We start from the raw sequence: 22,186 nt of genomic DNA on the forward strand, positions 1-22,186 counted from the left end.
CGATCCCCTCGCCGGGCCGCAGCGCAGAGGGATCAGGAAAAGAGCGGCAGGTGCCCCAGCGCCGTCACGTCGGGGCGCTCCTGGCCCTCGGTGAAGACTGCCACGACCGCTGCGACCTCGCCGCCCACCTCCTCGATGATCTGGCGCAGCGAGTGCAGGGTGCCGCCGCTGGACACCACGTCGTCCACGATGGCGACCTTCTTGCCCTTCACCTTGGGCACGTCGAAACCGTCGAGAACGAGCAGTTGCGGCTTGCCGGTCGTGATGCTGACGACCTCGCGGGCGACCGGCTCGACCATGTAGGGCTTCTCGGTCTTGCGGATGACGATGTAGGGCTTGCCCGTCTCGCGGCTGATGACGTGCGCGAGGGACAGGGCCTTGACCTCGGGGGTCACCAGCACGTCAATGTCCCCGGGGAGGAGGGCAGCCAGGGCACGTCCAGCCTCCTCGGTCACCTCGGTGTCGCCCAGCATGTTGAAGAGGGCCACGCTGACGCCGGGACTGACCTCGACGACGGGCAGCTCGCGGGTCACGTCCCCGACCTCGACCTTGTACGTTCTCACGCGCCCGAGTGTAGCGCCCGCTGTCCGGCCTGCCCCAGCGAGACGACCTCCTCCACCCCGCGCGGTCCCAGCCGGGCCAGGAACCCCGCCTCCGGACGGTAGGCCATCGCGCTGTCGAGGGCCACGCAGCGCCCGCCCCGGTAGGTCAGCGGCTCGCCGGGACCGGGGGGCCACCCGCTCCCACCCCCCAGCAGCAGCGGCACCGGGGTGTGCCCGTGCGCCAGCCGCTGCCCCCCGAAGGTGCCCAGCAGCGCCTCCACCGCCGCCTCGCCGCCCGGCTCCGCGAAGGCGTAGCGGGCCGCGAAGTCGCTGGCGAAGCGTGCCCAGGCGTAGGGGTCGTCTCCCTGAAGGCGGCGGCGCACGGCGGCATTGACGGCCTCCACGCTCGGCCCCAGCTCCAGATACAGCGGGCTGTCGGCGTGCAGCAGCAGCCAGCGCCCGGCGCGGGCCAGGGCGGGACGCGCCGCCAGCCACGCGAGGTCGTCCCCCGTGAGCCCCCGCAGGTCGGCGGGCTGGCCGCCATTTTCCAGCCAGTACTCGCGCAGGCCGTGGGGGTCCCGGCGGCCAGGGGCAAAGCGCTGAGCCCCCAAGAGCATCACCTCGTGATTGCCCAGCAGCGCGGTCACCCGCCCCCCCGCGAGCGGGGCCTGCGCCTCCAGCGCCCGCACCAGCCGCACCACCCCGGCTCCGTCCGGTCCCCGGTCGAGGTAATCACCCAGGAAGACGAGGTGGGCCACGCCGCCCGCCCAGCCCGCATCTTCCCCGATCAATCCCGCGCCACGCAGCAGCGTCCGCAGCTTGCCCGGCACCCCGTGCACGTCGCCCACCACCCAGAGGGGGGGCGCGGAAGACACCGGGGTCATCGGGTCAGCTCTCCGGCCTCCGGTTCCGGCGCGGTCCCGGCCTCCTCGTCCAGACGGTCACTCTCCTCGCCTTGGGGAGCGGGGAGGGTGCGCCAGCTCGTCATCCGGTCGGTGATGTCCTGCTGGAGGCGCCGCACGTTGCCCTCCATCTGCGAGCGGGCGCCTTCGAGTTGGTGGCGCAGCCGCATGATCTCCTCGACCCCGGCGAGATTGACGCCGAGTTCCTGGGTCAGGCGGCGAATCTCGCGCAGGTGCTCAATATCGCGCTCGGAGTACAGCCGGGTCTTGCCGCTGCTGCGCCCCGGACGGATAAGCTGCTTGCGCTCGTACAGCCGCAGGGTCTGGGGGTGCATGTCCACCAGCTCGGCGGCGATGGAGATCACGTAGACGGGACGGTCCCTGGGGTCGAGCTTGCCGTCCTCGGCCATCCGCTCGGGGGCGGTGGCCCGCTCGCGCAGCTCGTCTTCGAGCCGCTCGATCTCGGCCTCGAACTCGCCCTGAAGGTCGTCGAGTTCGTGCTGAAGGCGCATGACTTCCTCGACCCCGGCGAGGTTGACGCCGAGTTCCTGGGTCAGGCGGCGAATCTCGCGCAGGTGCTCGATGTCGCGTTCACTGTACAGCCGGGTCTTGCCGCTGCTCCGGCCCGGCCGAATCAGGCCCTTGCGCTCGTACAGCCGCAGGGTCTGGGGGTGCATGTCCACCAGCTCGGCGGCGACCGAGATCACATAGACGGGGCGGTGCTTGGCGTCGGCGGGCATGGTCGGCTTGAGTATACCGCGAGCAAGGTTGTTGAAGGTGGCGAAAGGTGAAAAGGGGTACGCGGTTCGCGGGAGGCGGGACGCGGCGGAAGACGGGCAGGGTCTTTTCCCCGCGCACGGCGTCCCGCGCACCGCCTCCCCGCTATCATCCGCGCATGACCCCATCTCAGACCGACCTCGCCGCCCTGCTCCCCCGCGAGGAGGCCGAGCGTGAGCTGTTCGACCTGCTGCGGATTCCCTCCGTCAGTGCCGACCCCACCCACCGGGGTGACATGACGCGGGCGGCCGAGTTCCTCCAGCGCAAGCTCGCGTCGCTGGGCTTCGCGGCGCGGGTGGACCCCACCGCCGGGCACCCGCTGGTGTATGCCGAGCGCCTGAACGCCCCCGGCCAGCCCACCGTGCTGATCTACGGGCACTACGACGTGCAGCCCGAGGCGCCGCTGGAGGAGTGGACCACCCCCCCCTTCGAGCCCACCGTGCGGGACGGGCGCATCTACGCCCGTGGTTCCACCGACGACAAGGGGCAGGCCTACGCCCACGTGCGCGGCGTCGAGCTGCTGCTCTCGCAGGGCGAACTGCCCGTGAACGTCAAGTTCCTGCTCGAAGGCGAGGAGGAGGTCGGCAGCCCCAACCTGGAACCCTACCTGCGCGAGCACGCCGAGGAGCTGAAGGCCGACGTGATCGTGATCTCGGACGGCAGCCGCTTCGCGCCCGACGTGCCCACCGTGACCTACGGCCTGCGCGGGCTGAGCTACGTGGAGATTCACGTGCAGGGGGCCAACCGTGACCTGCACTCGGGGTCCTACGGGGGGGCCGCACCCAACCCGATCAACGCGCTGGCACAGATCATCGCGGGGTTGAAGGATGAGCAGGGCCGCATCACCATCCCCGGCTTCTACGACGGGGTGGAGGAACTGACCCCCGAAGAGCGCGAGATGTGGGCGCGGCTCCCGCACTCCGACGAGGAGTTCGCGGCCTCCATCGGCGTTCCGGCCCTGCCCGGCGAGGCGGGGTACTCCACCCTGGAGCGCCTGTGGGCGCGGCCCACGCTGGATGTGAACGGGATCTGGGGCGGCTACCAGGGCGAGGGTAGCAAGACGGTGATTCCGGCCAAGGCGGGCGCGAAGGTGTCCATGCGGCTGGTGCCCGGCCAGGACCCCGACCGGATCACACGCCTCATCCAGGACTACGTGCCCACCATCGCACCCGCCGGAGTCACGGCGGAGGTACATGCGCACCACGGCGGGCAGCCCGTCAAGGTGGACCTCGACTCCCCCTACGTGAAGGCCGCCGACCGTGCCCTGACCCGCGTCTACGGCAAGCCCGCCGCCTTCGGGCGCACGGGCGGGAGCATCCCCATCGTGGCGGCCTTCCGGTCGCTGCTGGGCGCTCCCGTGCTGCTGGTCGACTTCGGCCTGAACGAGGACGCGCCGCACTCGCCCAACGAGAGCTTCGCCGTGGAGGACTATCACAACGGGATTCTGACGAGCGCGTACCTGTTGCAGGAGCTGGCGGAGTGAGCGTGGATCGTAGAACGTGGACCGTGGGCAGAACCCTCCACGTTCCACGATCCACCCCCCACGTTCTGGGCGCGAGCCACCCATGCGCCTAGGCTTCCTCGCCTCCCACGGCGGCAGCGCGGCCCGGTTCCTGACCGCAGCATGCTGGGATGGGCGGCTGGACGCCGTGCCAGTTGCCCTCGCCAGCAACAACAGCGGCAGCCCCGCGCTGGCGTGGGCGCGGGAGGCGGGCCTGGCAGGAGCGCACCTCAGCGCAGCGAGGTACCCGGACCCGGAGGCGCTTGACGCAGCGATCCTGGCCTTCCTGCGCGGGGCAGGGGTGGACACGCTGGTCCTCAGCGGCTACATGAAGGCGCTGGGGCCACGGGTGCTGGACGCCTACGCGGGCCGGGTGCTGAACATCCACCCCAGCCTGCTGCCCCGGCACGGCGGGCGCGGGATGTACGGGGACCGGGTTCACGCGGCGGTCCTGGCGTCTGGAGATAAGGAGTCGGGCGCGACCGTCCACCTCGTCACGGCGGGAATTGACGAGGGGCCGGTGTTGGCGCAGACGCGGGTGCCCGTGCTCCCCGGCGATACCCTGGAGACCCTCAAGGCCCGCGTGCAAGCCACCGAGGGCGAGCTGCTGCTGTCGGCGCTGCGGGGGCTGGGATGAAGCGTAAGGTCTTCGACCTGCGGCCCTGGTCCCGTGCCCTGCACCACACCCAGACGGTGCTCCACATCCCCGGCTTCGCCATCGTGGACTTCACCGCCCACGAGGTCGGGCGCGTGCTGGACGTGCCGTTCGGGGAGCGGACGATCCGGATTCTGGACCACGGCTTCCGCTGGGTGCGCGTCCACCCGACGGGCACGGGCGAGGGCACGCTCGGGGACGCCCTGACCGCCATGCTGGACGCCTCGGGCGAGGTCCGGCAGCTCTACGTGGACATTCACGGGGGCGAGGGACTGGGGGAAGGCGGCCTGCCCTGGTGCGACGACCTCTATCTGGACGTGGTCGCGGACTGGACCCCGGACGGGCGCGTGACCGAAGTACACATCATCGACGGCGACGAGCTGGAGGAGGCGGTACGGGCCGGTCTGGTCACGCCCGCGCTGGCAGAGGCGGCCTGGGAGCGGGCGCGGGAGGTGGAGGCGGCGCTGCGGGCGGGAACGTACCCGCCGCTGCGGGTGATGACCGACTATCTGCGCGACCCCTATACCTGATCGCCGCCGGGGTTTGCATTTCGGGGGGGGACCCGCTAATCTTCTGTGCGCTGGAACGGTGCCCGAGTGGTTGAAGGGGCACGCCTGGAAAGCGTGTGTACGGGCAACCGTACCGAGAGTTCGAATCTCTCCCGTTCCGCCAGCACAAGAAAAGAGCGCCGCAGCCCCCGGTTGCGGCCTTTTTCGTTGTTCGTCGCCGCACATTTGCAACGGCCCCGGCCGTTACGCTGGAGCATGGAGCCATGGCCGACGCGCTGCTGACCCTGCTGCTGTGGCTGCCCGCCGCGTTGCTCCTCGTCTACGGCGCAGCAGGTCTCGCGGCGCTGGGCGAGCGCTCGCGCACCGGGTCACCCTCAGCGGGGTGGCGGGCGGCGATGTATCTGACGACGGCGGCAGCCTGCGGGCCGGTGGCCTGGGCACCGCTGGACGCGGCCCTGGGCGGCAACGGAGTCGTCACGAACACCACACCCCTGCTGCTGCTCCTGGCGCTCAGTGGGGCGCTGTACCTCCCTGCCGCCCGGCAGACCCGGCAGGAACGCGGCGGACGGGTCACCACCGGAGTGCTGCTGTGGCCGCCCGCTTTCCTGATTCTGCTGTTGCCCTGGGTGGGGGAGCTTCTCAGTGTGGTACTGGACGCGGTGCTGAACTGAAGCTCGGCCGCGTCTACGCTCCACACATGGGTATCCTGACCATTCTCACGCTGCTGCTGAGCGCCCTCGCGTTGCCCCTGGCGCTGGCCTGTGGGGTGGCCGGGGTCCTGCACCTGCGCAGAGCCCGGCACGGCCAGTCCAGGGCCGCCGGATGGTGGGGCGCCACCTGGATGGCGACGGGCGGGGCGTTCCTGACTCTGGGCCTGCCCAGCCTCAGCGCGGTCCTCACCGGGCAGACGCCCCCGGACTACAGCTTCCTGCTGTCAGCCTGCACCGCCCTAAGCGCCGTCCTGTTCGTTGTCACGGCTCAGCGGGCCAGGGCAGAGCACTCGCGCGGGCGAAGTCTATGGATCCTCGCCTTTCTGCTCCTGCTCCTCCCATGGATTGGAATGGCTCTGGGGTATCTCCTCCCCTGATTGATCCTTTTACCCCCGTCCCGCCCGCCAAGCGCTCCACAGCGGCAGCAGCGCCAGCCCCGCGCACGCGTAGGCCAGCGCCGGAAACCCGAGCTGCGCGATCACGAGGCCGCCCAGCAACGTCCCCGCCCCGGCGGCCACATAGCCCAGCCCGTCGGTCAGACCCTGCGCGGCCGGGTGGCGCGAGAGCGCCTTGCTGCCCGCCACGAAGGCCAGGTTCCACCCCAGCCCCAGCACAAACATGCTGACGCCCAGCCACGCGGCCCCCGGCAGCGTCGCGCTGAGGGCCGCCGCCGCCAACAGCACCGAGCCGCCCACATACCCCACCCGCACCCCCAGGCGGTCGATCAGCGGCCCGGTCAGCCAGCCGAAGCCGAACATGCCGACGATGTGCCCCGAGATCAGCGCGGCGACCCCGGCGTGGTCCACGCCCATCTCGTGGGCGCGGTGGGGGGTCAGACTCATCAGGGTGACCATCAGGCCCTGCGCGGTGGCGAGGGCGAGGGCGGTGGAGCGCACGCCGGGCTGCCGGAAGGTGGCCGCAAAGCCCGGACGCGATCCCACAGCCCGCTGCGCCGGACCTGTCACCGGGCGCCACACCAGCATCAGGAGGGCCGCCACCCCCAGCAGCCCGCCGCCGACCAGCCATCCGGCGACCTCCGGGGTGGTGCCCAGCCGCTCACCCAGGCGCTCCACCCCGCCGGAGAAGCCCGTCATCAGCAGCGACCCGGCCACGCTCATCAGCATCAGGAGGCCCAGGGCGGTGCCCCGGCGCGACTCGGGGACGCTCTCGGCGGCGGCGTAGCGGGCCTGTTGATACCCGCCCTGCGCCGCGCCCATCAGCGAAGCCCCCAGTAGAAAGACGGGAAGCAGGCCCGCCCGCGCTCCCGCAAAGCCCAGTCCCGCTCCCAGTGCCCCCAGCGCGAAGGCCGAAGCCAGCCCCACCCGCCGCCCCCGCGAGAGCATCAGCGCCCCGAACAGGCCCGCCGAGAGCGCCGCCGACGCGCTGATTAAAGTGGCGGGCAGGCCGATCAGGGACTCGAAGCCCAGGTTGCCGACCACCAGCGCCGCGAGGATGGTGCTGACGGTGGTCGCCCCGGTCGCCAGCGCCTGCGCCGCGTACAGCGGAAAAAGCCGCCCGAGCGGGAGGGCAGGGGCGGCGGCAGGAACGGCAGCGGCGGGCGGCTCAGCCACCCTGGGCGGCCCAGCGTTCGGCAACGGCGGTCTTCAGGTAGGTGGCGGCGTCCTCGGTGCTGGCCCCCGGCGTGAACACGCGGCCCACGCCCAGTTCCTCCAGCTTGGGGAGGTCCTGATCGGGGATGATGCCCCCGCCGAAAAGGATAATGTCCTCGGCGCCGCGCTCCCTGAGCAGCGCGGACACCTCGCGGAAATAGTGCATGTGGGCGCCCGACAGCACGCTGAGGCCGATAGCGTCCACGTCCTCTTGCAGGGCGGCGTTCACGATCATCTCGGCAGTCTGGCGCAGGCCGGTGTACACGACTTCCATCCCGGCGTCGCGCAGGGCGCGGGCCACCACCTTGGCCCCCCGGTCGTGGCCGTCCATGCCGGGCTTGGCGATCAAGACCCTGATGCGGCGATCTTCCATAGTTGGGTGTTCCTCCTGACAAGCGTCTGCGGGAATGGTAGCGCGGCGGGGCGGGCGTGTGGCGTGTCGCTGGTCGCGGGTGGAGCATCCCCGGCCGAACCGGGCGCTTTGATCGCCACCCGCCCACCGCTTACCTGCCCGCCCGCTCCACCCGCGCCACCACGCGCTCCTGCCCCAGCGCTTCGAGCATCTCGAACATGCCGGGGCTTTCGCTCGTTCCGGCGACCGCCGCCCGCAGGGGCTGCATCACCTTGCCGGGCTTGAGGCCGCGTTCCTCGGCAAAGGCCCGCAGCGCCGCCTCGGTCGTGGCCTGATCGAAGGCGGACAGGTTCTTCAGCCGCGCGGCGAGGTCGGGCAGGAAGGGGCGTCCCTCCTCGAGCAGCTTCGCCGCCTTCTCGGTGACGGGGTACTCCTCGGACCAGAAGTAGGGGGTCTTCTCCAGAAACTCGGAAAAGACGTCCATGCGCGGAATCATCATCCGGACGACGGCGCGGAAGTAAGCGTCGAGTGGGAGGTCGTGCTTCTGCGAGGCGAGGTACGCGTGCAGCCGCTTCGCCACCTCCTCCTCCGTCAGCACCTCGCGCAGGTACTTGCCATTCATCCACTTCAGCTTGTCGAGGCTGAAGACCGGGCCGCCCAGGGTCACGTCCTCCAGCCGGAAAACGCGCTGGAATTCGGCGAGGTCGAAGATCTCCTGGCCCTCCGGGTGCGTCCAGCCCATCGTGGCGAGGAAGTTCAGCATCGCTTCGGGCAGGAAGCCCTGGTCCATGTACCACTCGACCGAGGTGGGGTTCTTGCGCTTGCTGATCTTGGACTTGTCGGCGTTGCGCAGCAGCGGCATATGCGCCCAGACGGGCTCGGGCCAGCCGAAAGCCTGGTACAGCAGCACGTGGATGGGCGTGGAAGTGATCCACTCCTCGGCGCGGACCACGTGGGTGACTTCCATCTGGCGATCGTCCACGACGTTAGCGAGGTGGTAGGTGGGAAAGCCGTCGGCTTTGAGCAGCACCTTGTCGTCAATCTCGCGGTTCTGGAAAGTGATGGGGTCGCGCAGCCGGTCGTTCACGACGGTCTGGCCCTCGCGCGGCACCTTCAGGCGAATGACGGCGGCCTCGCCCGCGTCCACCCTGGCCTGCGCGGCGGCGGGGTCAAGGTCGCGGCTGGGGACGGCGATCACGCGGCCTTCACCTTGCGCCTGCTCGCGCAGGGCGGCCAGTTCCTCGGGCGTCTCGAAGGCGTAATAGGCGTGCCCGGAGGCGACGAGTTGCCGGGCGTAGTCGCCGTACAGATCAAAGCGCTCGCTCTGGCGGTAGGGACCGTTGGGACCGCCTTGCAGCGGGGACTCGTCGGGGGTCAGGCCCAGCCACTGCATCATCTGGAAGATGCGGGTCTCCGAGTCCGCGACGTAGCGGCCCCGATCGGTGTCCTCAATGCGGAGGATGAAGCGGCCTTCCTCGCCGCGTGCGCGGGCCTGCGCCGCGAGGGTGTGGTTGAAGAGGCCGATATAGGCCGTCCCGACGTGCGGGTCTCCGGTGGGACTGGGGGCAATGCGGGTGACGACAGGCATATGGGGGCCATGTTACGAGAGCGGGGCGGGAGGCGGAGCGAGGACGGCCCCGCCGCAGATTCGCCCTCGGCCATCCTCGCCCGCTGATACGCTCCCCCGCATGACCCGCCGCGCCGTCCTGACCTGCCTCGCCCTGCTGACCGGGGGCGCCTCCGCGCAGTTCGCCCCGGCGACGCCTGTGCCGAGCCCGTACCTTTTCGTCCAGCCCATTCCCAACCAGCCCGACCTCGACCTCAGCGGCGAGTATGTCGGCCGCCTGCGCGGTCAGAACAACCAGACGGGGCTGCTGGACATCAGCGTCAAGGTGAGCGGGTACGACGTGACCGCCAGCGTGTTCAGCCGCGCCCTGAAGCAGAGCTTTCAGGCCAGCGGCACCCGCAGCATCTTCCGGGCCAGTCCCGTCACCGTCAATCTGGTGGGGCAGAGCGGGCAGGGCAGCGCCTGCGAGGGCGGCTTCACGGAGCTGTATCAGGTGAACGTGACCTTCGTCCGGGCCAGCGAGCTGAGCGGCGAGGGCGGGCGCGGCAGCATTCAGCGGATGATCTGCGACAGCGTGACGCGGCAGTTTCGCCCCGACCCCCAGAACAGCGGCGAACTGGAAGTGGCGCGGAAGTAAGGCCCGGCCGCCTATCCTCGGGGCCATGCTCTCCGCCCAGACCGCCCGCTTTTTCGGCTACTACCCCGGCACCGTCGCCCTCGTGACCGCCGAGCACGCGGGGACGCGCAACGTGCTCAGTGTGGGGTGGCACACGGCCCTGAGCGCCGAGCCGCCGCTGTACGGGGTGGCGGTGGGGCGGGAACGGGCGACCCACCCGCTGATCGTGGGGAGCGGGCACTTCGGCGTGAACTTCCTGCCCTTTGCGGCGGCTCGGGCGGTGCAGGGGGCAGGCGTGCTGAGCCTACACGACGGCCCAGACAAGTTCGTGCGGCTGGGGCTGGAGACGCTGCCCGACGCTGGGCTGGCCCTCGCTGGGGCCTACCTGCACTACACCTGCGAGGTGGCGGAGGTGGTGCCCACCGGGGACCACGACCTCTTCGTGGGGCGGGTGACGGGGGTGCGGTACGACCCGGCGATGTACGACGACTCCGGGCTGTTCGCGGGCGAGGCCGCCGTGTACCTGGGGCGCAGCGCCTACGTGACAACGACGCACGAGCGGGTGGCCTACCCGCCGGAAGTCTTCGGCGACTGAGCGGCGTCCCGCCCCCGCGCCACGTCGCGCACCCCCCGCCGCCCGAAGGCGTGGGCGAGGTCGCGCTCGGGCAGGCGCAGCACGGTGGGCCGCCCGTGCGGGCACGACCAGGGCTGCTCGCAGCCGGACAGGGCCGAGAGCACCGCCTCTCCCCTCCCCGCGTCCAGCATCCCGGCCTTGAGCGCGGGGGCGCAGGCGAGGCGGGCGAGCACCTCGCGGCGGGGGTCGGGGCCGTCGCCCAGGGCCGCCTCCACAATCTGCTCGTGCAGCCGGGGCACCGGAAGCGCGGCGAGGACGGCGGGCAGCGTCCGCAGCCGCACCAGCCCCGCGCCGAAGTCCTCCAGGGTTAGTCCCCAGCCGCGCAGCTCGGCGCCGCGCTCGTGCAGGCGGGCGACCTGTTCGGGGGTGAGGTGCAGCAGCTCGGGTTCGGGAAGTTCCACGGGCGGCTGTGCCCCCAGCGCCCGCGTGAAGTGCTCGTAGAGGGACCGCTCGTGCGCCGCGTGCGCGTCCACGACCCACAGGTCGCCCTCCCCCTGCGCGAGAAGGTACAGCTCCTGATAGACGCCCAGGAGGGTGAGGCGGGGAAAGTTGCCGCTCGCGGCGGGCGTGGCGGACGGCTCGGGGGGAGCGAGGGGCGCCGGGGCCGCCCGCACCAGCGGATGCGCCGCCAGTGCCCCCGTCACCGCCGCCCGCACCCGCGCTGCCACGCCGGGGAGGTCGGCCAGCGCGACGACCTGCTTGGCCGGGTGCACGTTGGGGTTGTGGTCCTCGGGGGGGACGGTCAGGTCCAGCACGCACAGCGGGGCCACCCCGGAGGGCAGCAACTCCGCAAAGCCGTCGATCACGGCCCGCTCCAGCTCCGGCGGCGCCAGCACCGGCCGCCCGTTCACGCTGAAATGCATCCGGTCACGCCGGGCGCGGGTGAGTTCGGGGCGGGAGACGACGCCGCGCACGCCGTCCGTTCCCACCATCAGCACGCGGTTGGCGCTCAGCGGGCCGTACACGCTCGCCACCGCGCCCCGGTGGTCGGCGGGGGCATGGGTCAGCCGGGCCTCGCCGTCCACGGTCAGGCGCCAGTGCAGGCCCGGATGGTGCAGCACGTAGCGCCCGACCAGCGCGGTGACGTCGCGCACCTCGGCGGCGGCGGGGGCCTGGGTGCGGAGGCGGGCGGGCAACCGGGCGAAGAGCTGGCGCACCGTCACCGTCGTTCCCGCCGGGGCGGAGGTGCGGCGCACGGTCACGTCGTCGCCCGAGGCCGTCACCTCTGCCGCGCCCACCTGCGCCGCCGGGCGGGTCACCAGATGGAGGTCGCCCGCCTGTGCCGCCGCCCACAGCGCCTCGCCCCGGAAGCCCAGGGTGGTCACCCGCTCCACCGCGCCCGCCTCCGGGGCCAGCTTGCTCGTCGCGTGCCGCGCCGGGGCCAGTGCCACCGAGTCGGCGGGGATGCCACCGCCGTTGTCACGCACCCGGATCAGCGCGAGGCCGCCTCCCTCCACCTCGATCTCGATGCGGCTCGCGCCCGCGTCCAGGGCGTTGTCCACGAGTTCGCGCACCACGTCCAGCGGCCGCGACACGACCTCCCCGGCGGCGATCAGCCGGGCGACGTGGGGGGGCAGCACTTGGATGGTCATGGCCTTAACTCCTCCGCGCCGCCGCGCAACTCACCCTGCCAGCGGTGCAGCAGTTCCAGCGCCGCCATCGGCGTCAGGCGGCCCAGGTCGAGGGCGGCGAGTTCGCGGGTCAGCTTGCGGTCGTCCCCGCCGCTGTTCAGGGCGGTCAGCAGCCGGGCGGCACGGCTGGTGACGGGGGCGGGCAGCCCAGCGAGCCGCGCGACCTCCACCCCGTAGCTTTGCCGGGCCGCGCCGGGAATGACCTGATGGTAGAAGGTCAGGCCGTTTCCCCCCCCCTCCGACAACTCGGTTTCCTCGGCGGCGACGTGCAGGTTGACCAGGCCCGGCAGGTCGGCCTCCAGCCGGGTCAATTCGAAGTAGTGGGTGGCGAAGAGGGTGTGCGCCCCGGTCGCGTGCAGGTGCTCCAGCGCCGCCTGCGCGATGGCGAGCCCGTCCAGCGTGGAGGTGCCGCGCCCCACCTCGTCCAGAATGACGAGGCTGCGGTGGGTGGCCCCGTGCAGGATGGTCGCCAGCTCGCTCATCTCCACCATGAAGGTCGAGCGGCCCCCCGCGAGGTCGTCCGAAGCCCCGATGCGGGTGTGGATCGCGTCGTAGACGGGCAGTTCGGCGTGGTCGGCGGGCACGAAGGAACCCACCTGATGCAGCAGCGCACAGAGGGCCACCGTGCGGAGGTACGTACTTTTGCCCGCCATGTTCGGCCCGGTGAGGAGCAGGGTGTGGCGCGACTGCCCCAGCTCGGCGTCGTTGGGCACGAAGCGTCCGCCCGTCGCCCGCTCCACGACCGGATGCCGCGCCTGAGAGAGCCGCGCCGCTCCCCCGGAGGTCTGGGGCCGCACCCAGCCGCACTCCACGGCGATCTCGGCCAGCGCCGCGAGCACGTCGAGGTCGGCCAGCGCCCCCGCCGCCTCCGCCAGCGCCTCCGCGTGGGCGGCGAGGCCGTCGCGCAGGCCGGTGAAAACCTCCAGCTCCAGCCGCCCTGCCGCCGCCTCCAGCCGGGCGATCTCGCGTTCGCGCTCGCGCAGGTCGGGCCTCGTGAAGCGGGCGCGGTCTTTCAGGGTGGCGATCTGGCGGTAGTCGGCAGGGACCTTGCCGAGGTTCGCCCCGCTGACCTCCAGGTAGTACCCGAAGACGTTGTTGAAGCCCACCTTCAGGCTGCCAATGCCGGTGCGGACGCGCTCGGTCGTTTCCAGCTCGGCCAGCCACGCCCGGTGCCCCAGCGCCTCCGAGCGCAGGCCGTCGAGTTCGGCGTGGAAGCCGTCGCGGATCAGGCCGCCCTCGCCCGCGCGGATGGGCGGGTCGTCCACCAGCGCGGCGCGGATCAGGGTCACCACGTCGGGGAGGCCGCCGAGCCGCGCTTGCAGGCTGCCCAGCAGGCCGTCCTGCTCGTGCAGGAGGCGGGTCGCCTCGGGCAGCAGCTCCAGCGTGCGGGCCAGCGACGCCACCTCGCGCGGGGTGGCCCGGCGGGTGGCGACGCGGGCGGAGAGGCGCTCGAGGTCGTGCGCCCGGTACAGCAGCGCCCGCACCCCGCCGCGCAGGTCGGAGGCGCGGGTGAGGGTCTCCACCGCGTCCAGCCGCGAGCGGATGCTGAGTTCGTCCAGCAGCGGTGCCCGCAGCCACGCCCGCAACCGCCGCCGTCCACCTGCCGTGCGCGTCTCAGCCAGCACGTCCGTCAGGGTCACCCCCTGCGGGGACTGCGCGTGAAAGATCTCCAGCGCCCGCGCCGCCGCGTCGGTCAGGCGCATGTGGGCGCCCGGCTCGTAACGCACCACCCGGCGCACCATCTCCAGCCGCCCTTGCAACACCTCACGGGCATAGCCCACCACCGCCCCGCACGCCCGCACCAGGGCCACGCTCCCCAGCGACCCTGGCACCTCGCCCAGCACGGCCCGCAGCTCGTCCTGGGCGGCGTCCTCGGCAAAATTCGCGGGCGAGAGCATCACCGGGAAGCGGGTCTGGAAGTCGGCCAGCAGCGCGGCGTTCCCGGACAGCTCCGGGGCCAGCAATACCTCGCGGGCGCGGTGGCGGGCGAGTTCGTCGTAGAGGGCCGTGCGGGTGTGGAAGGCGGCGCAGCGGAACTCCCCAGTGGAGAGGTCGAGCAGCGCGAGCGCGTACCCGTCCCCGGTCGCCACCGCACCCAGGTAGTTCTCGTCGGCGGTGAGGTGCCGCTCCTCGGTGACGGTGCCCGGCGTGAGCAGCTGGGTGACCTTGCGGTCCACCAGTCCCGAGCCGGCTTCCTCGATCTGGTCGGCGACAGCCACCCGCACGCCCGCCGCGAGCAGGCGTTCGACGTTGCTGTCCAGCGTCCGGATGGGCACGCCCGCCATCGGGGTGGAGAAGTCCTTGCTGCTCTTGTGGGTCAGGGCGATGCCCAAGAGCCGCGAGAGGCGCTCGGCGTCCTCGCCGAAGGTCTCGTAGAAGTCGCCGCACTGAAACAGCAAGACCGAGTTAGGAAACTTGTCCGCCACCTCGTCCCGCATCCGCACGTACTGCTCCAGCATCGGCGGCAGCGGGCCGTGGCCAGTGCCCTTCAACACGCTCTGCGCAACCTCTTTCGTCCGGGGCACGGAGACAGAATAGCGATGAGGCCGACAACGAAGGCGGCCTCAAGCACGATGCGCAGAGCTGTCGGAGGCGGGCTAAAACCCCTCGATCGTCTGGACGATGCTCTGTACGGCGGGCCAGGCGACAAAAGCCAGCACGGCCACGACCAGCAAGACCAGGAACAGGGTGATCCAAAACCGGGGACCAAAGGGCGAGCGGGGTCTAGGCGGCTGAGTCATGGGCAAGGTTACCAGCGCTTCTCGCAGAACCTGCACCTGTTTCGCGTTCGCCTGGGCATGCTGCTCGCTGTCGCTCACTCGCAGCCCACCCCATCCCGGTCGCGGTCGAGGTGCGTGCCGTACCCCGGCTGCCCGACCCGCACCGGTGCCGCACCCGCTGCCCGCGCCGCTGCGCAATTGGGGTAGTACACGCTCGAGGCTGGTGGCGTGACCGGCGCCGGGGCAGGTTGACTCCGGGGCGCAGGGGCTGACGCTGGCGCTGGAGCCGCCGCCCGCCGCTCTGTGGTGATCGCGTACCTCCCCCCAGGTTGCACCCTCACCGTGACCGTGCCCTGCTGGTCGGTGCGGAACACGTTGGCGCCCACCTTCCGGTAGAGGTTCAGCGCCGTACTCGTCGGGTGCCCGTAATTGTTCGGCCCCACCCCGATCACCACGTTCTTCGGCCGCACCGCTGCCAGCCACGCCGCACTGTCCCCGTTCGCCGCCCCGTGGTGGATGCTCTTGTACACGTCCACCGGACCCCAGAAGCTGGCCGACTTCTGGCGCAACCACGCCTGTGTCTGAGGCGTTTCACTGTCCCCAGTCAGCAGCGCCCGGAAGGTGCCGTACTGGATCAGCAGCCCCACACTGTTCGCATTCTGGTCGTTACGGGGCATCCCTGGGGGCGGCGGGATGACGGTGACCTTCACGGCCCCCAGGTTGATCACCTGCTCACGGGCCAGCAGTCCCTGGGTTCCGGCCTGGCCCACCACGTTCAGGAGTCGGCCGTACGTTTGCGTGGTGGCGGCAATGCCGTTGTTCAGGAACAGCTTGGGCTTGAACAACGCGATGGCCGGGATCAGCCCGGTGATGTGGTCGGCGTCCCCGTGGCTGGCGGCGGCGAGGTCGAGGCGGGTGACCCCGTACTGACGGATCAACTCCCGCATCCGGCTCTCGCTGCGCCCCCCGTCGTACAGCAGGGTCTGCCCGGTGGGGGCCGTCACCAGCACCGCGTCGCCCTGACCGACGTCGAGGAAGCGGATGGTCAGGACGCCGGAAGGCGCGGCCTGGGCCGCCGCCATGCCCAGGGAGAGAGCCGCCAGGGTCAGCAGCCGCCTCACAGGTCGATCTCCCCGGTGGGGGCGGCCCTGTTCATGGCGTCGAGCTGAGACTGTGCGGCCGTCCGGCGCCGGGTCGTTGCCGCGTGGTCAATCTCGATCTCGAGGTCGCCATGCTCGACGTGCAGGCGGACCACGTCCCCCTCCCGCACACCACGCGGCAGGCTGGCGAGGTCCCAGTCCGCAGTCGTGCCGTCAGGCAGTTCAATGCGGGCAACGTTGCCCTCGATGCCGTCCACGGTGATCTGGGTCGGCCCGGCGAGGGTGGGTGGGGTGTCGTCCCGGTCGTGGGAGGAGTGATCTCGGTTCATGCTGCAAAGTAGCGCGATCGGCTCAGGGATACAGCTCAAATCCGCTGGCTTGGAGTGCCTGCTCCAGCGCCCGCTTGGCCAGTTGCAGCTCGGCCGAGCCGCTTGCCTCGAAGTACACCTTGATGGGCCGCCCCGGGCGAGAGCGTGCAACATCCCAGGTCACTCCTGACAGCGCGTCCTGCGACCCGATCTGCTGAAGGGCCGCTTTGACCGCCTTCTCAGGGATGCCCGCGTGGAGAGCCATATCGTCTTTGATCACGCAGCAACTTAGCGCAGTCTGAGCCCCTTCAAGCAGGCGCTCGCCACGGTCCGGACATCACTCGGATGAGACCGGCGCCGTGGCGGCAGATGCTCGCTCCTGGTTCAGCGCCAGTAGTCGGGCCAGGACCTCGTCATCACTCAGGGGCCATGTCCAGCCGTAAGCAGCGGCGACAGCCTGGTCAAGACGTTGATGGGCTTTCAGGAGGGCGTGGGCGGGGTGAGTGGCATCCGGATGCGCCCGCAGCGCCACCACGGCGTTGTAGAGCCCCGTAAGCGTCGCCTTGGGGTCCTGCGCCAGCAGATGGTCCCGGAGCTGCACGACGTAACGCGCGGCCTTCTCCACCTCGGCTTTCACCTCGTCCGTGGCATGGGGGAAGGGGAAGGTCTCGAAGCAGGTGGACGGGGTGTACCGCAGGTCATTGCCCACCCCCATGAAAGTTCCCATTGTCTGAGCCCATGCCCGGTGGAAGCTGGAAGCCAGCACGCCGAGGGTAAAGTCGTCGTCGCGGGCAACGACCACGACTTGGCTGTCTGGCAAGGTGCCTTCGGGCAGCCACACCGGCAGCAGGTGCTTGGCGACGCGGGGGATGCCGATGAAGCGGCGTAGACCCGCCGTCGCAGCCCGCATCTCGGGACGGGAGCGCTGGTGCAACCACCACCTCTCCCTCGAAGCGCGGTCACTGTTTTTCTCCCGCTCGGGCTTCACCTGCTCGACCACGTACTCGAAGGGCGCGACGTACTGGGCGGCTTCCTCCTTGGTCATCTGGCCGAAGTCCACAATCCAGCGCCCGCTGGGACGGCGGGTGAGGTCCATTCCGTTCACCCAGGGCTTGACCACGTCGGCGTTGCTGACCCCGTCGGGGTTGGGCAGGGTGAGCCACTGCTGGGCGACTTTGCCGGGGATGTCGAAGTCGCCGCCCTTCTGGGTGCCGATGAAGCTCAGCCCCGCGTTCTCCGGGAGGGGCACGGCGGCGCTCACGTCCACGCGGGTGCTGAGGTCGGCGTTGATGGTCGGGACGACCTCGCCGTTCAGCCGCTTGACCGGCTCGCTGCCGTCGTCGAACGCGAAGAGGCTTACCCGCACCGCAGCTCCATCCTGCGCCCAGGGCTCGTCGGGCCAGGCCACGAAGATGTCTCCGGTCGCCTTGACGCGCTCCAGCACCACCCGGTTCTTGCCCCCCCGGATGCTGTTGGTGGTGACGAACCCGGCCCGCTTCGTGACCCCGGCCTCCACCATCGCGCGAGCCTTTTCCGGCCAGTAGCAGACGAGGTCGCTCTGCCCCGGCAGGCGGTCGCCGTACACGCGGCGCAGGGTGTCGGTGTACCCGCGCCCCAATCCCCCGACCATCTTCTTGTCGCCCAGGAAGGGGGGATTGCCGATGATGAACTCGGCTTCGGGCCACTCGGCTTCGCTGCCGTCCTCGTTGAGCAGGGCGTCCCGGTGCTGGATGGTGTCGAGCCGCTGGAGCACGGGCGTCTCCCACTCCCCGCCGTGCGCGGCTTTCCACTGGAAATGGGCAATCCAGACCGACACGCTTGCCAGCTCATGCGCAAACGGCTCGACCTCAATGCCCAGGAGCTGCCGGGGGTGCACCTTCGGCGGCATCGCGAACGGCCCCGCGCCCAACTCGAAAGCCAGCGAGCGCACCTCGTGCTCCAGGTCGAGGAGCTGCCCCAGCGTCACCACCAGAAAGTTGCCGCTGCCGCAGGCCGGGTCGAGCACCGTCACCCGCGCGAGGCGGTCGTGAAAGCCGCGCACCACCTCCAACGCCGTAGCCTTCCCGCCCCGCTTGCTGCTGAGCGCATCCGCCTGCGCCTTCACCTCGGTCCACTCCCGGCGCAGGGGCACCATCACCACCGGCTCCACGACGCGCAGAATGTCGCCCACGCCCGTGTAGTGCGCGCCGCGCTTGCTGCGCGTGGCCGCGTCCAGGCTGTTCTCGAACAGCGTGCCGAAAATGGCGGGCTCGACCTCGGCCCAGTCCAGGGTCGCGGCGACCAGCAGCGCGTCGGCATCCTCCCGCGTGATGCCCAAGGCGGCAGAGTCGTCGAACAACCCACCGTTGAAATGCCGGATGTCGGTGCCCCAGAACTCGCCGCCGCCCTGCATGGCGCTGAACAGCTCCTGGAAGTAGCCCTGGGACCGGTCTGGGTACTCGCGGGCACGCTTCAGCAGACGGGTCAGCAGGCCGCGCTCCAGCAGGCCGACGTCCTCGGCAAACATCGCAAAGACGACGCGCATCAGGAAGTGGGCGGCCTGGGTCTGGGGCACACCACGGGCCGCGAGGGCCTGCGCCACCTCACCCACGCGGGCGGTGGCGTCCTGGGTAACGCGCTCGCGGAGCTGCCGGGGGTCGAGTTTGCCGGGATCACGGAAGCAGGCGCGTAGCGCAGTGAGGGCAGTCAGGTCACCGCCGACCGGCGCGTCGCGCTCGAGGTCGTCGAGGGTGATGCGGATGACCCTGGGGCTGCTGCCGGTGAAGTTGGTGTGGATCTCGGTGGTGCTCAGGTCGCTGACCAGCAGCAGGGGCGGGTTGCCCAGCTCTCGGGCGTACAGCAGGGCCTGCTGCAGGGCCTTCCCCAGGCTCTTGCCCTTGGCCTTGTACTCGACGACGAAGTGGCCGCGCTTGAACACGTCGGCGTAGCCGGTCTCGCCGGTGCCCGCCTTCTTGACGTGCTTCTCGAAGGCGTAGTCGTCGCCGGTCAGGTCACTCGTGGGGGTTGGCTCGCCGAGCAGAGCGCAGAGGTCGCGCCAGTGCTCCTGATAGCCCGCGCGTTCGCTCAGTCGGGGAGCCAGCTCCCGCCATTTCGCGGCGAACTCCTGTGGGGTCACTGCCGCTCCTTGGGTTGAACGGTCAGCTCTAAGTCCAGTGCCTCCAACAGGTCCACCAAGCTCTGAGGAATCTGACCCCTACGACCTGACAGCAATGCGGCCACAGCAGGCTGAGAAATGCCCAGACGTTCCGCGAGCACCGCCTGCGTCAGCCTCGGTGAGCGCATCTCCATAGCGAGACGCATGGCCTCACGAATCCGCTGATCGACCGGCGATAGACCATCTGGCATGGCAGCATCATAGCCTCCAATAAACATATTGACTATTATAACCATATCGGTTATACTTCACACATCAGAGAAGGGGCACCCGCCCTAGGAAAGTGAGAGCCCCTTCCTGAAATCCCCCCTAGCAGGAGAATTGCCATGCAGGATACCAGCCCCATCAGCGTCACCCGCACCTGGAAGCTCGACCTCTACGCCGACTACGGCGACGGCTCCAGCGCCCGCGTCTTTATCGCCACCCGCACCGTCACCCTCAGCGGGGGCCGCGACGAGCAGGGCCACGCTCTTCCCATCGTCGCCACGGTGGATGGCGCTGAAGTCCCCACCGAAGAAGCGGTCCAACTCCTGACCTGGGCCAAGCGCGACGGCCGCGCCACTCTTCTGAGCGACGAGCGCTTCATCCCCACCATCGGCAAGGCTCAGGGCTGTGAGCTTCACCGCGAACTGGGCCGCCTGGGCTACCGGAACCACTACAGCGTGGCCGGGGAGGCCCTGGAGCGCCCCGTCGCCAGCCTCGCCACTCTGACCGCGCAGGAAGCCGGGGTCGTCCGCAGCTACGCCTACGGCCAGCTCGGGCTGACCACCGGGAGCGTGGCCGCATGACCCGCCTTACCCCAGAGGTGCTGGAGGCTGCCACCGCCGAACTGGTGCGGGCCACCTGCGAGTACACCCGCAGCGCCCAGATAGAAGCCGACGTCCGCTTCAAGCTGGAGTTCGCCGAGGCGCACGCCATCGTGGACGGCGTGGAGGGCCGGAACGAGGCCGAGCGTAAGGCCAACCTCCGCCTCTCGCTCTCCGAGGAGTACAGCGCCCTCAAGGCGGCGCAGGATGACCTGCGGGACGCCCGGCGCGACCTCGACGTGGCCCAGGCGATGCTCAACACCCTGCGCTATCAGCTCCGCCTGCTGGAAGTCACGCGGGAGGTGGCCCTGTGATCCCCTCCTTCCGGCTGGGCCGCTCCCAGCGGCACGCGGCGGCGGCCGCCCTCGCCGCCATCCTGCGCCGGGAGGGGGACGAGGCCTCTCCCCTACCCGGCACCCTCCAGCGCCGTCTGGGGGAGGTTCGCGACATGCAGGCCCTCCTGGCTGGCAGCGGCGAGGTGCTCGAAGTCCACCGCGCCCTGCTCGCCGGATGCTGCGCGTATATGGCCGTGCACCTGGACCGCGACGAGCTGAACGACCTCGCCCAGGAACTACGCCGGGAGTACCGCGTGAGCCGGGGCGATGCCTCGGTTCGCCTGCACGCGCCCAGCCCCGCCTCCGCCGCCGTGAAGGCCGCGCCCCTTCTGGGCGTCGAGGCCGAGACGGCGGTGCAGGTGAGCAACGTCCACTGGGAGGTCTTCGTCACCCGCCAGGGCGTCGGCACCTTCGGGTATCAGGACACCCTGATCGTCGAGGCGGTGGCCTGATGCGGCGCCCCGATCTGGAGGCCGCGCGGGCGGAAGCCCTTGCCGCCCTGGGCCGGGGTGCCGAGCGCACCCTGGAGAAGCTGGAGGCAGCCGGGCTGGCCGTCGTGCGGTGGGCTGACCTGCCTGCCTCCGACGCTGGACGTCGCACCCTCACCGACGTCGAGCTCACCATCCCCGAGGACTGGCGTGAGCCGTTCGCGCTGATTGTCGAGGCCGGGAGTGAGGTGCTGGACCTGCACGCCCTGCTCGCCGCCGTGCCCGCTATCCGTGAGGCCGTCCACCTCGGGCGGATCATGGGCCACCGCGTGCACGTGGAGATCGACGAGGCTGAGGGCCTGGTCATGCGGGCCTGGACGGAGGAATCGTGACCGGCGAGCGCGAGACGCTGGGCACCGCGACCTACCACCTCGACGACGACACCCTGCGCTGGAGCCCTGGCGCCCGCCTGGACGCCGACGAGTACGCCCGGACCCGCGCGGCTGGATTCAAGTGGTGGCGCAGCTCGGAGGCGTGGGTGGCGAGGTGGACGACCCAGCGCGAGGACTTCCTGCTGGAGTTCGTGGAAGAGATCGGGCACGAGGCCGACCCCGACGACCCGGATGCCAGAATCACCCGCTTCGCGGGCCGCGCCGCCGCTGCCGAGGGTCGGTCTGATGAACGGGTGCGAGCCGCCATGCAGGGCCTGCCGCCGATGGGCGAGCCGATCAAGCTCGGGCACCACTCCGAGGGGCGGCACCGCCGGGCCATCGAACGCAGTGACCAGAACATGCGGAAGGCGGTCGAAGAGGGCCGCAAGGCGGAGTACTGGCGCGGCAGAGCGGCGGGCGCGGAGCGCCGGGCCAGGCAGAAGAGTGACCCTGGCGTGGTCCGGCGCCGGATCGAGAAGCTGGAAGCGGAGCGGCGCATGGTCCAGCGGTCCCTCGCGGATCTGGAGGCGCGTCCACCCACGCCGGAACGACAGGCCGCGCGGGACCGGAGTGCAGTCCATTGGCGGCGCTGGGCTGGGCACCTGGACCTGCGGCTGGAGTTCGAGCGGGCGCGGCTGGCCAGCCTGAACCCGGAGCCGTTCGTGCCGCTCGCCGCCTACAAGAAGGGAGACGTGGTGGACACCCAGCGCTACGGCCGGTGCGAGGTGGTGCGCGTGGGGCCGAAGAACGTCAAGGTCCGGCAGCTCACGGGCCCGACGAAGGGGTGGGAGTGGGCGGTGCCGCCGCACGACCTGCGGCCTGTGCCCCCGGAGGAGACGTCCACCAGCGGTTGACACCCCAAGAGAAAGGCCCCGAGTCCGTGGACTCGGGGCCTTCT

The 22,186-nt window shown here is 70.7% G+C and carries 26 protein-coding genes and 1 tRNA gene; 13 read left to right on the forward strand and 14 right to left on the reverse strand.

Annotation, left to right across the window (positions count from 1 at the left end):
- Positions 1-32: 32 nt before the first annotated feature.
- From C3K08_RS07980 to hspR, 3 genes are read right to left on the reverse strand one after another with little or no spacing between them, the layout of a single operon-like run.
- A complete protein-coding gene (locus C3K08_RS07980; RefSeq protein WP_104990819.1) occupies positions 33-563 on the reverse strand; it encodes a phosphoribosyltransferase family protein in 531 nt (176 codons plus the stop codon).
- Positions 560-1,426, reverse strand: a complete 867-nt coding sequence (locus C3K08_RS07985) for a metallophosphoesterase (protein WP_104990820.1) — start codon at positions 1,424-1,426, stop codon at positions 560-562. The genes C3K08_RS07980 and C3K08_RS07985 overlap by 4 nt, the downstream gene beginning before the upstream one ends.
- On the reverse strand, positions 1,423-2,184 hold the full coding sequence (hspR, locus tag C3K08_RS07990) for a heat shock protein transcriptional repressor HspR, fused homodimer type (protein WP_234009012.1): 762 nt from the start codon (positions 2,182-2,184) through the stop codon (positions 1,423-1,425). Before hspR ends, C3K08_RS07985 begins: the two co-directional genes overlap by 4 nt.
- Before the next feature lie 155 nt (positions 2,185-2,339).
- Here hspR and C3K08_RS07995 point away from each other — a divergent pair, with 155 nt between their 5' ends.
- The 6 genes from C3K08_RS07995 to C3K08_RS08020 all read left to right on the forward strand — a co-directional run bounded on the left by C3K08_RS07995 (position 2,340) and on the right by C3K08_RS08020 (position 5,973).
- Complete coding sequence (locus tag C3K08_RS07995; protein ID WP_104990821.1) at positions 2,340-3,704, forward strand: dipeptidase; 1,365 nt, start codon at positions 2,340-2,342, stop codon at positions 3,702-3,704.
- A gap of 82 nt (positions 3,705-3,786) precedes the next feature.
- The gene (locus C3K08_RS08000) at positions 3,787-4,359 is read left to right on the forward strand and encodes a phosphoribosylglycinamide formyltransferase (RefSeq protein ID WP_104990822.1); all 573 of its coding nucleotides are present in this window, start codon (positions 3,787-3,789) and stop codon (positions 4,357-4,359) included.
- A complete protein-coding gene (locus C3K08_RS08005) occupies positions 4,356-4,907 on the forward strand; it encodes a DUF402 domain-containing protein (protein WP_104990823.1) in 552 nt (183 codons plus the stop codon). Before C3K08_RS08000 ends, C3K08_RS08005 begins: the two co-directional genes overlap by 4 nt.
- Before the next feature lie 52 nt (positions 4,908-4,959).
- Positions 4,960-5,049 (forward strand) — tRNA-Ser (locus C3K08_RS08010).
- 100 nt (positions 5,050-5,149) lie between these two features.
- Positions 5,150-5,557: a hypothetical protein gene (locus C3K08_RS08015; protein WP_104990824.1), complete on the forward strand. Its 408-nt coding sequence runs from the start codon at positions 5,150-5,152 to the stop codon at positions 5,555-5,557.
- A gap of 26 nt (positions 5,558-5,583) precedes the next feature.
- Positions 5,584-5,973: a hypothetical protein gene (locus C3K08_RS08020; protein ID WP_104990825.1), complete on the forward strand. Its 390-nt coding sequence runs from the start codon at positions 5,584-5,586 to the stop codon at positions 5,971-5,973.
- 9 nt (positions 5,974-5,982) lie between these two features.
- On the opposite strand, the gene C3K08_RS08025 is transcribed toward C3K08_RS08020, so the two are convergent.
- From C3K08_RS08025 to gltX, 3 genes are all read right to left on the reverse strand, one after another.
- Positions 5,983-7,167 (reverse strand): MFS transporter, encoded by a 1,185-nt coding sequence (locus C3K08_RS08025; protein WP_199776897.1) that lies wholly within the window; start codon positions 7,165-7,167, stop codon positions 5,983-5,985.
- Positions 7,160-7,579, reverse strand: coding sequence for a cobalamin B12-binding domain-containing protein (locus C3K08_RS08030; protein ID WP_104990826.1), 420 nt, complete (start codon positions 7,577-7,579; stop codon positions 7,160-7,162). Before C3K08_RS08030 ends, C3K08_RS08025 begins: the two co-directional genes overlap by 8 nt.
- A 130-nt stretch (positions 7,580-7,709) precedes the next feature.
- The gene (gene gltX, locus C3K08_RS08035; protein ID WP_104990827.1) at positions 7,710-9,146 is read right to left on the reverse strand and encodes a glutamate--tRNA ligase; all 1,437 of its coding nucleotides are present in this window, start codon (positions 9,144-9,146) and stop codon (positions 7,710-7,712) included.
- 100 nt (positions 9,147-9,246) lie between these two features.
- Between gltX and C3K08_RS08040 the strand changes: the two genes are divergently transcribed.
- Together C3K08_RS08040 and C3K08_RS08045 are read left to right on the forward strand one after the other, a co-directional pair.
- Positions 9,247-9,762: a hypothetical protein gene (locus C3K08_RS08040; protein WP_104990828.1), complete on the forward strand. Its 516-nt coding sequence runs from the start codon at positions 9,247-9,249 to the stop codon at positions 9,760-9,762.
- A 25-nt stretch (positions 9,763-9,787) separates the two neighbouring features.
- Entirely contained in the window at positions 9,788-10,336 is a 549-nt protein-coding gene (locus C3K08_RS08045) for a flavin reductase family protein (protein WP_104990829.1), read from the forward strand.
- Here the strand turns inward: C3K08_RS08045 and mutL are convergent.
- The 8 genes from mutL to C3K08_RS08085 form a co-directional block, all read right to left on the reverse strand.
- Positions 10,309-11,967, reverse strand: coding sequence for a DNA mismatch repair endonuclease MutL (mutL, locus tag C3K08_RS08050; RefSeq protein WP_104990830.1), 1,659 nt, complete (start codon positions 11,965-11,967; stop codon positions 10,309-10,311). The genes C3K08_RS08045 and mutL overlap by 28 nt on opposite strands.
- The gene (gene mutS, locus C3K08_RS08055; protein WP_104990831.1) at positions 11,964-14,465 is read right to left on the reverse strand and encodes a DNA mismatch repair protein MutS; all 2,502 of its coding nucleotides are present in this window, start codon (positions 14,463-14,465) and stop codon (positions 11,964-11,966) included. Before mutS ends, mutL begins: the two co-directional genes overlap by 4 nt.
- A gap of 138 nt (positions 14,466-14,603) precedes the next feature.
- A complete protein-coding gene (locus tag C3K08_RS17900; protein ID WP_158679881.1) occupies positions 14,604-14,747 on the reverse strand; it encodes a hypothetical protein in 144 nt (47 codons plus the stop codon).
- A gap of 74 nt (positions 14,748-14,821) precedes the next feature.
- A complete protein-coding gene (locus C3K08_RS08065) occupies positions 14,822-15,847 on the reverse strand; it encodes an excalibur calcium-binding domain-containing protein (RefSeq protein ID WP_234009013.1) in 1,026 nt (341 codons plus the stop codon).
- Positions 15,844-16,155, reverse strand: coding sequence for a DUF3006 domain-containing protein (locus C3K08_RS08070; RefSeq protein WP_104990833.1), 312 nt, complete (start codon positions 16,153-16,155; stop codon positions 15,844-15,846). Before C3K08_RS08070 ends, C3K08_RS08065 begins: the two co-directional genes overlap by 4 nt.
- 22 nt (positions 16,156-16,177) lie before the next feature.
- Complete coding sequence (locus C3K08_RS08075; protein ID WP_104990834.1) at positions 16,178-16,414, reverse strand: hypothetical protein; 237 nt, start codon at positions 16,412-16,414, stop codon at positions 16,178-16,180.
- A 57-nt stretch (positions 16,415-16,471) separates the two neighbouring features.
- Positions 16,472-19,249: a class I SAM-dependent DNA methyltransferase gene (locus tag C3K08_RS18450; RefSeq protein WP_234009014.1), complete on the reverse strand. Its 2,778-nt coding sequence runs from the start codon at positions 19,247-19,249 to the stop codon at positions 16,472-16,474.
- Positions 19,246-19,506, reverse strand: a complete 261-nt coding sequence (locus C3K08_RS08085) for a helix-turn-helix domain-containing protein (RefSeq protein WP_234009015.1) — start codon at positions 19,504-19,506, stop codon at positions 19,246-19,248. Before C3K08_RS08085 ends, C3K08_RS18450 begins: the two co-directional genes overlap by 4 nt.
- A 108-nt stretch (positions 19,507-19,614) precedes the next feature.
- Here C3K08_RS08085 and C3K08_RS08090 point away from each other — a divergent pair, with 108 nt between their 5' ends.
- Genes C3K08_RS08090 through C3K08_RS08110 form a run of 5 tightly spaced genes read left to right on the forward strand, consistent with a single transcriptional unit; the run spans position 19,615 to position 22,142 of the window.
- Positions 19,615-20,076, forward strand: coding sequence for a hypothetical protein (locus tag C3K08_RS08090; RefSeq protein WP_104990835.1), 462 nt, complete (start codon positions 19,615-19,617; stop codon positions 20,074-20,076).
- On the forward strand, positions 20,073-20,408 hold the full coding sequence (locus C3K08_RS08095; protein WP_104990836.1) for a hypothetical protein: 336 nt from the start codon (positions 20,073-20,075) through the stop codon (positions 20,406-20,408). Before C3K08_RS08090 ends, C3K08_RS08095 begins: the two co-directional genes overlap by 4 nt.
- A complete protein-coding gene (locus tag C3K08_RS08100; RefSeq protein WP_104990837.1) occupies positions 20,405-20,881 on the forward strand; it encodes a hypothetical protein in 477 nt (158 codons plus the stop codon). Before C3K08_RS08095 ends, C3K08_RS08100 begins: the two co-directional genes overlap by 4 nt.
- Positions 20,881-21,249: a hypothetical protein gene (locus C3K08_RS08105; protein WP_104990838.1), complete on the forward strand. Its 369-nt coding sequence runs from the start codon at positions 20,881-20,883 to the stop codon at positions 21,247-21,249. Before C3K08_RS08100 ends, C3K08_RS08105 begins: the two co-directional genes overlap by 1 nt.
- Entirely contained in the window at positions 21,246-22,142 is an 897-nt protein-coding gene (locus tag C3K08_RS08110) for a DUF3560 domain-containing protein (RefSeq protein WP_104990839.1), read from the forward strand. Before C3K08_RS08105 ends, C3K08_RS08110 begins: the two co-directional genes overlap by 4 nt.
- Positions 22,143-22,186 lie beyond the last annotated feature (44 nt).

It is taken from the genome of Deinococcus sp. NW-56 (assembly GCF_002953415.1).
Lineage (GTDB): Bacteria > Deinococcota > Deinococci > Deinococcales > Deinococcaceae > Deinococcus.